The 9,543-nt window shown below is 43.5% G+C and carries 11 protein-coding genes, 2 tRNA genes and 2 rRNA genes; 12 read left to right on the top strand and 3 right to left on the bottom strand.

Annotation, left to right across the window (positions count from 1 at the left end; all coding sequences use genetic code 11):
- The 4 genes from FZC76_RS20875 to FZC76_RS20860 form a co-directional block, all read left to right on the top strand.
- Positions 1-213, top strand: a 23S ribosomal RNA gene (locus tag FZC76_RS20875); the annotation flags it as partial.
- A 125-nt stretch (positions 214-338) separates the two neighbouring features.
- Positions 339-455, top strand: a 5S ribosomal RNA gene (gene rrf / locus FZC76_RS20870).
- 32 nt (positions 456-487) lie between these two features.
- Positions 488-564: transfer RNA gene (locus tag FZC76_RS20865), tRNA-Met, on the top strand.
- Positions 565-569: 5 nt separating this feature from the next.
- Positions 570-645 (top strand) — tRNA-Asp (locus FZC76_RS20860).
- Positions 646-1,042: 397 nt separating this feature from the next.
- On the opposite strand, the gene FZC76_RS20855 is transcribed toward FZC76_RS20860, so the two are convergent.
- Both FZC76_RS20855 and FZC76_RS20850 read right to left on the bottom strand, forming a co-directional pair.
- Positions 1,043-1,966 (bottom strand): DUF2268 domain-containing putative Zn-dependent protease, encoded by a 924-nt coding sequence (locus FZC76_RS20855; RefSeq protein ID WP_148990079.1) that lies wholly within the window; start codon positions 1,964-1,966, stop codon positions 1,043-1,045.
- Positions 1,967-2,167: 201 nt separating this feature from the next.
- Positions 2,168-2,428: a DUF3243 domain-containing protein gene (locus FZC76_RS20850; RefSeq protein WP_392396862.1), complete on the bottom strand. Its 261-nt coding sequence runs from the start codon at positions 2,426-2,428 to the stop codon at positions 2,168-2,170.
- A gap of 215 nt (positions 2,429-2,643) precedes the next feature.
- On the opposite strand from FZC76_RS20850, the gene thiL reads away from it, so the two are divergent.
- The 8 genes from thiL (at position 2,644) to FZC76_RS20810 (ending at position 9,300) form a co-directional block, all read left to right on the top strand.
- On the top strand, positions 2,644-3,624 hold the full coding sequence (gene thiL, locus FZC76_RS20845; RefSeq protein WP_148990077.1) for a thiamine-phosphate kinase: 981 nt from the start codon (positions 2,644-2,646) through the stop codon (positions 3,622-3,624).
- 12 nt (positions 3,625-3,636) lie between these two features.
- Positions 3,637-4,092, top strand: a complete 456-nt coding sequence (gene tsaE / locus FZC76_RS20840; protein ID WP_148990076.1) for a tRNA (adenosine(37)-N6)-threonylcarbamoyltransferase complex ATPase subunit type 1 TsaE — start codon at positions 3,637-3,639, stop codon at positions 4,090-4,092.
- Complete coding sequence (tsaB, locus tag FZC76_RS20835; RefSeq protein ID WP_148990075.1) at positions 4,089-4,784, top strand: tRNA (adenosine(37)-N6)-threonylcarbamoyltransferase complex dimerization subunit type 1 TsaB; 696 nt, start codon at positions 4,089-4,091, stop codon at positions 4,782-4,784. The genes tsaE and tsaB overlap by 4 nt, the downstream gene beginning before the upstream one ends.
- A 9-nt stretch (positions 4,785-4,793) precedes the next feature.
- Entirely contained in the window at positions 4,794-5,243 is a 450-nt protein-coding gene (gene rimI, locus FZC76_RS20830; RefSeq protein ID WP_148990074.1) for a ribosomal protein S18-alanine N-acetyltransferase, read from the top strand.
- Entirely contained in the window at positions 5,240-6,274 is a 1,035-nt protein-coding gene (gene tsaD / locus FZC76_RS20825) for a tRNA (adenosine(37)-N6)-threonylcarbamoyltransferase complex transferase subunit TsaD (protein ID WP_187442174.1), read from the top strand. Before rimI ends, tsaD begins: the two co-directional genes overlap by 4 nt.
- 1,085 nt (positions 6,275-7,359) lie before the next feature.
- Positions 7,360-7,728, top strand: coding sequence for a GntR family transcriptional regulator (locus FZC76_RS20820; protein ID WP_148990072.1), 369 nt, complete (start codon positions 7,360-7,362; stop codon positions 7,726-7,728).
- Positions 7,725-8,606, top strand: coding sequence for an ABC transporter ATP-binding protein (locus FZC76_RS20815; RefSeq protein WP_148990071.1), 882 nt, complete (start codon positions 7,725-7,727; stop codon positions 8,604-8,606). Before FZC76_RS20820 ends, FZC76_RS20815 begins: the two co-directional genes overlap by 4 nt.
- Positions 8,599-9,300, top strand: coding sequence for a hypothetical protein (locus FZC76_RS20810; protein ID WP_148990070.1), 702 nt, complete (start codon positions 8,599-8,601; stop codon positions 9,298-9,300). Before FZC76_RS20815 ends, FZC76_RS20810 begins: the two co-directional genes overlap by 8 nt.
- A 48-nt stretch (positions 9,301-9,348) precedes the next feature.
- Here the strand turns inward: FZC76_RS20810 and FZC76_RS20805 are convergent, their stop codons facing one another.
- Positions 9,349-9,531: a hypothetical protein gene (locus FZC76_RS20805; protein WP_148990069.1), complete on the bottom strand. Its 183-nt coding sequence runs from the start codon at positions 9,529-9,531 to the stop codon at positions 9,349-9,351.
- Between the last annotated feature and the right edge of the window lie 12 nt (positions 9,532-9,543).

Genomic DNA, 9,543 nt, shown 5'->3' with positions numbered 1-9,543 from the left:
TGTACCAGTTGTCTTGCCAAAGGCATAGCTGGGTAGCTACGTGCGGACGGGATAAGTGCTGAAAGCATCTAAGCATGAAGCCCCCCTCAAGATGAGATTTCCTTTTACTTCGGTAAGTAAGATCCCTGAAAGATGATCAGGTAGATAGGTTCGAGGTGGAAGCATGGCGACATGTGGAGCTGACGAATACTAATCGATCGAGGACTTAACCCAATAAGTATTGAAATAAGTGAACGATATGAATTTCTTGATACGAACACATTATCTAGTTTTGAAGGAACAAAAAGTTTGAGAAAACTTCTTGATTTTTCCTACAAGTTATATTATAATAGCATATGTCTGGTAATGATGGCGAAGAGGTCACACCCGTTCCCATACCGAACACGGAAGTTAAGCTCTTCAGCGCCGATGGTAGTTGGGGGATCTCCCCCTGTGAGAGTAGGACGTTGCCAGGCAAGTGCTTTTGTAAAATAGCATATATTATTATCGCGGGGTGGAGCAGTCTGGTAGCTCGTCGGGCTCATAACCCGAAGGTCGCAGGTTCAAATCCTGTCCCCGCAACCAAATAAGGTCCCGTGGTGTAGCGGTTAACATGCCTGCCTGTCACGCAGGAGATCGCCGGTTCGATCCCGGTCGGGACCGCCATTCTTTTAAAATGCGAAACTAGGTTTCGTTATTTTTTTGTCTTTTTTTAGTGAGATTCAGGAATTTATTACTTGAGATCGCAATTTTCAAGGAATATTTAAGGATTATATGTAGTGTTTGAAGTTCTGTAAAGCCATTTATGAATTTATTGATGGAGATTGCAAATTTATAAGCCACTTTTAGATTTTATTAGCCAACTTTTTGATTTATTAGCCACTTTGCGTCATATAAATGCCATTCGACATAAATATACCAAAGTCTACACTCCCTAAATTACAGCCCCAATCCAACTAACCTCACCAGCATCAACCTGAGCTAGCTAATTCACAATCATAATCAAAACAAAAAAGAATGAAGCCCCTTTTTGAGGCCCCATTCCATCTACATAAACCTACAATCAATTATAATTCGCTTTATGTGCTTCCAAGATCTCTTCAGAAGTAGCTGCAGACCAGTCTTCAATGGATGCACCTTCATTTGCGTTCACGAAGGATTGCAGCATTTTATAGCTTTCGCTGTAGCCATATTGACTTGGTAGGCCGTTCCTTCCGCCTTTGAAGATTTCTTGTGTCTTTTTATCATCTTCTTTTTCTAGCTCGCCTTCAATTCTTGTCCATAAATCTTTGTTGTATTCTTCGTCTACTGGCGCTACATCAATATTAGGGTAAACTAGTTTTTGGAACATAGTACCTTTTCCTTCAATAACAAGGTTATCTAACACAGTAAATGTTTCACCATTATAATGGTTATCAACCCAGTAGCTGTTGTGATATTTGTTTGCGACACCTGCTTTTAGCATTTTGTCTGTTGTATTACGATCATAGAATACGACGATCTTGCCAACACCAGCAGTAACGAAAGTGGCCGGTGCATTGTTGTCTGTCGGGAACACACATACTGTTGTTTTGCTTCCTTCAAGTGGTAGTTCGTTAGAAGACTTTGTTAATGCGTCTTTAACAGCAGCATTGATCTTTTTGGAATCCATTCTCTTCAGGTTATCTTGAACGGCAATTCTGTTCTTTGGTGGTGCAAGAGCATATTCTGTATTTGTTTCGAACTCGCCGCCTTTATAGCATTTATCTGCAACCTCATCAAGGATGCTTGAAGTGTACAGTGCAGTTGCCTCGTCCCCTTTTAGTCCTTCTTCATAGAATGCTTCGTACAACTGGTACACGTGGATTATCTCAAATTCTTGTCCATTATTTTCGAAGGCGTATTCTAAGCCGATTGCCTCTTCAGCATCTGCTTCCGTTCCTCCGTTGTTACATCCTGTTAATGCTACTGCCATGATGAGAAAAAAGAAAAAACCAGTAAAGCGCATTGTATTCCCTCCTGTAATAGTATTTGCCCCCTATATAGTATATATCGGCAACCAAGTTTAAATATTCTATAAATTATGACAAATTCCTTCTTTTTTATCAATTTTTTAATAAGGAAATTTTACCCATAGAAAAAGCCACCCTAAAAGGTGGCTAATAAAAACTTGTGATTAAACCGAATAAGTATATTTAGACTAGTACTATTAATCCACTAGTTTAACAAGCATATGTGCTAGTTTGTGGCGCTCGTCTTTGTCGCCGACTTTCCATAATTCTTGAAGAAGTTTCTCTTCACTATTTCGAGGGTCTTCATGCTTGGCTAAGTAATCTGCTACTTTTTCTGCGGCCATAGCTAGTTGTTCTTCTCCAAGGCCCACTTTCTTTCCTTTGGAGACTTTGTCACTTAAATAGCTCTTGAAGGTATCGAAGTCGGCCAGGATCTGTTCTTTCTTAGCAGGGTCCATGTTTTCAACTTTTTGCTCTACTCTGTCTTGAGTAGCTTCACGATCTGTGTATGCCATTTCTTATATTCCTCCTCTAAATTTAAGCGTTCTCTTGTCCATATCCTTTTTATGGGAGGGTTAAACCTATTGATGCTTTTCTTGGCAGAATTATTTTCTTTATGAAGATGCTTTCGCTATAATAGTGGGTAGCAGTCGGAAGCAGAGGAGTGAAGAGCTTGTCCATTTCAGATGAATTTGCTTTTATTAAGGATATTCAGCCAGAGCGATTGTTTCATGCACAAAAGGTGGTTGGAATTGGGGACGACGCGGCCATAATCGGAGTAGAAGAAGGCTTTGAGAAAATTGTGTGTGTAGATACGATGGTAGAGGGTGTTCATTTTACGCGTGGTACGATGAAACCTTTTGATATTGGATATAAGGCGTTGGCAGCTAATATTAGTGATGTGGCGGCGATGGGTGGATATCCTTTGTATTATCTTGTCTCCATCACGATCTCTAAGGAATGGAGCCAGGAGGAACTGAGAGCGATTTATGATGGCATGAGGTCGCTTGGGGACCAATATGAAGTGGATTTGATTGGCGGGGACACGACTTCCGGCAAAACGATGGTATTGAGTGTATTTGTGATTGGCCAAGTGGAAAAAGGCAAGAGGCTGCTTCGTTCCCGTGCTAAAGAAGGAGATGTGGTGTTTGTCTCTGGAACAGTGGGGGATTCGGCGGGTGGTTTGGATATTCTTTTACATAATGAGGGTGCTTCTACCGAACATCCATCTTTAATGGAGTACCATCAGCGGCCTAAGCCCCAAGTGACATTGGGAAGGATGTTAAGCAAGTTTGAACGTGTTTCATTAAATGATGTGAGTGACGGCTTGGCAAGTGAGCTTTTGGAGATTGCAGAGGCGAGCCAGGTAGATATTTTAATAAATAAGGAAACAATACCAATAAGTGAAGATTTACAGAATTATCGTGCGGAAAAAGCTTTCCAATGGGCGATGACCGGTGGAGAAGACTTTGAATTGGTCGGTTCCATTCCTGAGACGGATTGGGTTAAGCTGCAGGAGGAGTGCCAGACAGCCGGAATTAAGATTACGAAAATAGGCACCGTCTCTAGTGGCGAAGGACGAGCCTTCTTAAAGTCTCATGATGGCGTACAGGAATTAAAAAAAGAAGGCTATAATCATTTTAATAGAGGTTAGGAGTAGGATGATATGTTGCAAGTGGAGATTATGACACATTCAGCTGAGGAAACGATGGCAAAGTCCGAGGCCCTTGGCAAGTTGATGGAAGGCGGGGAGGTTCTGTTGTTAGAAGGGGATCTCGGCGCCGGGAAGACGACTTTTACAAAAGGCTTGGCAAAAGGAATGAAGATTAAAAGGAACGTGAACAGTCCGACCTTTACCATCATTAAAGAGTATCAGGGCCGCCTTCCACTTTATCATATGGATGTGTACCGCTTGGCTGACAGTGAAGAGGACTTGGGGTTTGATGATTATTTTGAAGGTGAAGGTGTCACCGTGGTGGAGTGGGCCCATCTGATTGAAGAGTTTTTACCAAGTGAACGGTTGGAAATCTATATCTATCACCATGGCGATGATGAGCGTAAGATTGTTCTCACACCAAAAGGGGAAAGATATGAAGCTATATGTAAGGAGTTAATGGAATGACCAAAGTGCTAGCGATTGATACGTCGACTTATGTGTTGGGCGTAGCTATAGTTGATGAAAATAAAGTGATCGGGGAACTGGTGACAAATGTGAAAAAGAATCATTCGTTGCGAGCGATGCCAGCAGTGGAAAAACTGATGCAGGACTGCGATGTCGCGCCAAGTGACCTTACGCGAATTGTGGTCGGAAAAGGACCTGGTTCTTATACGGGAGTAAGGATTGGTGTGACACTTGCGAAAACGTTGGCGTGGTCGTTGAACATTCCGCTTGTTGGGGTTTCAAGTCTAGAGCTTGTGGCGGCTAACGGCCGATATTTTGACGGAAGCATCTGTGCTTTGCAGGATGCGAGACGCGGTCAGGTGTATACAGGGCTATATCGCTTTCAAGAGGACGATCTCGTGACAGAGATTGAGGACGTGAACATTTTGATGACAGACTGGTTGCAGGCGCTAAAAGACAGGCAGGAGCCGGTGTTGTTTATCGGAAATGATGTGCACCTCCATAAGGAAACCGTCATAGAGTACCTTGGGGAACTGGCACATTTTGCACAGGTCAGTGAAAATAACCCAAGCCCAAGCGAGCTGGCTTTTCTTGGGTTGAAAAGAGAGGCCGAGGATGCTCATTCCTTCGTGCCGAATTATACGAGACTTGCAGAAGCAGAGGCGAAATGGCTGGAAAGTAAAGAAAAATAGGTGAGCGGAATGAATTCATTGGTAGGAATTTCAAAAATGACGGTTTACGATATTGAAGGGGTGCATCGTGTGGAGCTGAAGTCGTTTGCCACACCTTGGACAAAGGATGCCTTTTATTATGAGTTGACCAACAATCCATATGCCCATTACCTAGTGATGAAAGAAGATGACCGGGTAATCGGCTATTGCGGGATTTGGATTGTAATGGGAGAAGCGCAGATTACCAATATTGCAGTGGATCCTGCTTGTCGGGGCCGGAAACTTGGGGATCTTTTGTTAGGCAAAGCGATGGAATATTGTAAAATGGTCGGAGCAACCACTGTTTCGCTTGAAGTTAGGGTATCGAATTTAGTGGCACAAGGGCTCTATCGAAAACACGGCTTCCAGAACGGTGGAATCCGGAAAAAATACTATGTGGATAACAATGAAGATGCACTAGTGATGTGGGTGAATATATGAAATTAACTGAAGCAAAAGACGAACTAATATTAGGAATTGAAACGAGTTGTGATGAGACGGCGGTGGCGATTATTAAGAATGGAAAAGAGATTGTTTCGAACATTGTCTCTTCTCAAATTGAAAGTCACCAGCGTTTTGGCGGAGTGGTACCAGAAATCGCTTCTCGTCATCATGTAGAGCAAATGACGGTGGTATTAGAGGAAGCGTTAGAGCAGGGCGGCTTGACCATGGCAGACATTGATGCCATTGCTGTGACAGAAGGACCGGGACTTGTTGGTGCACTGTTGATTGGTGTGAACGCGGCTAAGGCGCTGGCATTCGCTCATCAAAAACCACTCGTCGGCGTCCACCATATTGCAGGTCATATCTATGCCAATCAGCTGGTGGCGGACCTAGACTTCCCGTTGCTGGCACTCGTCGTGTCGGGTGGACACACAGAGCTTGTCTACATGAAAGAGCACGGTTCCTTTGAAGTAATTGGGGAAACCCGTGATGATGCCGTAGGAGAAGCCTACGACAAGGTGGCGCGTACCCTTCAATTGCCTTATCCGGGTGGCCCGCATATTGACCGTATGGCTGGGGAAGGGACGCCTTCTATTAAGCTGCCAAGAGCATGGCTTGAGGAAGACTCCTATGATTTCAGCTTTTCAGGATTGAAGTCAGCAGTTATCAACACCCTCCACAACGCCAAGCAAAAAGGGGAAGAAATTGCGGCGGAGGACCTTGCGGCAAGCTTCCAGGAGAGCGTGATTGAAGTACTCGTTGGAAAAACGATACGGGCGATGAAAGAATACGGCGTGAATCAAGTGTTGCTTGCAGGCGGTGTTGCTGCGAATAGAGGATTGCGCGCGGCATTGCAGGAAGCTGTGGATAAGGAAGGGAAGAACTTGGTGATTCCACCGTTATCCTTGTGTACGGACAACGCAGCGATGATTGCGACAGTGGGTAGTGTGATGTATCGTTTAGGAAAGAGATCTGGAATGGATTTAAATGCGAATCCAGGTTTGGATATTGAGGAGCCTTTTAACTGACGTTGTTCAGTTGGGAGGCTTTTTCTTTTGCTTTTGGAGGCGCTTGCTTTGTTGAGGGGAGCGGCTTTAGGGGGAGTTTGAAGTGTTATCCACACACCTGTGGATTAAATGTGGATAGATACCCAAATATTCACTAAAATAAACCTCCAAAATGTGAATAAAAAATGTGGATAACTTTGTGTATTTTTGTGGATAGTGTGGATATTTATCTTGATAACTTATAAAACAAGGGTGGATATGTGTATAAGGCTGTGGGTAAGTGGTGCTAGTCGACAAGCTTCAGCAGGATACCTTTTTTGTTCGACAAAATTTGCGGTTAGGGGGTGGGAGGGTGTGTTGGTAACTTTGGCTTGGGGTGGGTGTGGAGAAGTCTATTGGACAGAAGGGGAGCTTGGTGAAGTGCTTCGGTCGTATAGAGGGGTTCTATTGGACTGAAGGGAAGCTTGGTGAGCGGCTTCGGTCGTATAGAGAGGTTCTATTAGACTAAAGGGGAGCTTTGTGGAAGGCTTCGGTCGTATAGAAGGGCCCTATTAGACTTTAGAGTAGCTTTTGCTGGTGCTTCGGTTGTATAGAAGGGCTCTATTAGACTTTAGAGTAGCTTTTGCTGGTGCTTCGGTCGTATAGAAGGGATCTATTAGACTGAAGGGTAGCTTTGCAGGGAGCTTCGGTCGTATAGACGGCTTCTATAAGACTATTTTGGTACTCAGCACGCTGCTTCGGGCAAATAGAATTCTTCATAGTTACCTGACTTTTAATTGGGTGGCTGGTTTAACGTTTATCAACGCCCGAAACGAATGCAACTGATCTAAATAGGTAACAGAGAGGCTATCTCAGTGACCAAAGTATCATCGCTCAGCCAAGATAGGTAACAGAGGAGGCTTCTATGTGACCAAAGCGTCTCTGCTTCATCAATTTCGGTAACAGATCGGGCAAGCAATACAAATCCCCCTCGTAAAAATTTGTAAAAATTGCTAATAACCCTATTGACTTCTCCTCCTCTAACTTATATAGTTAGTTACATAACTAATGAACCAAATAACATAACAACTAAACACCAGTCAATCCAAAGTAGGTGAATCAAAAACATGGAAATCAACCTTAAGAGTGACATCCCCATTTTCCAGCAGGTGGCCGAACTGATCGAGAGCGGCATCTTAGAAGGCAGCATGCAGGAGGGAGAGCGGGTGCCGTCTACGAACGAATTTGCGAAATATTATCAGATCAACCCAGCAACCGCAGCGAAGGGAATCAATCAGTTGGTCGATCAGGAAATCTTATTTAAGAAAAGGGGAGTAGGAATGTTTGTGGCAGAGGGAGCAAAGCGAATCATCCTGACGAAAAGAAAAGCGGCATTTTTTAAAGATTACATCGTTCCACTAAAAAAGGAAGCAAGTAAGCTTGGCATTACGGAAGAGGAATTAGCGACATTGATCAGCGAGGGGGAAGAGCAATGAAAATAGAGCTAAAGAATGTATCCAAGGTCTACGGAAACAAAAAAGCTGTGGATAGCCTGTCAATAATGCTTGAGGAAAACAAAATATACGGTTTGCTCGGACGAAACGGTGCGGGTAAAACGACACTAATGCAAATGCTAGCCGGTCATGCGCTACCTTCATCAGGAGAAATCCTTATTAACGGCGAAACCCCATTTAACAACAGACAAATCACTAAAGATATCTGCCTTGTAAATGAAAGCAACAACTTCATTAAACGTCTTAAAATCAGAGATATTTTAAAAGTGGCTTCGCTTTTTTACCCAAACTGGTCATGGGATACGGCAAATGCACTGCTCGGAACCTTCAATCTAAGTCCGACCCTCAAAACAAAAGGCTTATCAAAAGGGATGGAATCCTCCCTTGGTATCATCATCGGCCTGGCGAGCAGAGCGAAAATCACCATCCTCGATGAACCGTATATCGGACTCGACGCAGCCGCCAGATTTAAATTTTATGAAGTGCTCTTAGAAGAATATGAAGAGTTTCCGAGAACCATCATCTTATCCACACATCTGATTGATGAGGTGAGTAACTTGTTTGAAGAAGTGGTCTTGATGAGAAGTGGGCAGCTGGTTTTCCACAAATCCACAGAAGAGCTTCTTGATTCAAGCATCACCGTGTCAGGGAAAAAAGAAGTGGTGGATGAGTTTGCACAAGGCAAGCGTGTGTTGCATGAGTCCGTTTTGGCAGGCAGGAAGACAGCAACTTTATATGGTGAAGGGCTGACGGTGGAAGAAGCGGCCGTGCACAACTTGGATGCTGACCGGAGCTCAATTCAGCAACTGATGGTATATATGACAGAAGAAGAGTTAAAGGGAGGAAAGCAATATGCTTAAGGATATGAAGGCAGTACTCTATTACTTGGCTGTGGATATGCGGTTTTCGTTTATGGTATTTTGGTCGATTCTTTTGCTCAGTTTGACAGCCATGTTTGTTATTGTCCTATCCTTTGACACGAAGATGGTTGTTTCCACAAGCATGGCCATCTATATTTTCTGTGGCATCACGGGATTTTTAACAACAAAGGAGACCTTCCCTTATTGCATAAAGTTTGGCGCGACAAGAAATCAATACTTGCTAAGTGTCTTAATCTATTGCACGGTCGTGGCAGTGATATTTTCCACCATACATGTAATCGTTAAGAGCATTTTCGATGGGTTTGTAGGCATGGCAGCAAGTGGGAGCTTCCTTACTTACCATACGGTAGAGATGACGACTTTGGCAAATACCTGGTATAACCAGCTGTTTGTGGATCTGGTTATCTGTTTCCTTCTATTATCACTTGGATTTTTGCTTGGAACCATCTTTTACCGCCTTGGTTTAATTGGGGGATTTGGATCATTGGCCCTACTTGCAATTGCTTTTCTCCTTCCCACTACAAGGGATTTCTTGTTGAATGTTTTGGTGGATATGGACGGATGGAAGATTGGCCTTAACTTTGTCCTGCTGTTGGCTATAGCGCTATTCGCTTACCTGCCCAATTGGGGAATGCTGAGGAAGGCTTCCACTTTGTCCAGTGCGACGAGATAAGAATATAAAAAACCGCCCAGTCACTGGTTTGACTGAGCGGTTTTGTTGCTAGTTGCGCTGTTTTTTCTTTTGGAAAAATAAATAGTATATCCCAAGCCCAAACCCTGCAAGGTTGATAGCGAGCATAACAAAATAGTAAGCCTCTAGCGGGCCGGTAAAGATATAGTAAAAGTATCTAATTGTGTTGGTGATGATCACCATCAATATAACAATCGAAAAAAATCTATTCATCTAATCCCCCTA

Source organism: Sutcliffiella horikoshii (genome assembly GCF_008180725.1).
In the GTDB taxonomy this organism is placed as follows: Bacteria; Bacillota; Bacilli; order Bacillales; family Bacillaceae_I; genus Sutcliffiella_A; species Sutcliffiella_A horikoshii_B.
This window is presented reverse-complemented; position numbering and strand designations above follow the sequence as displayed.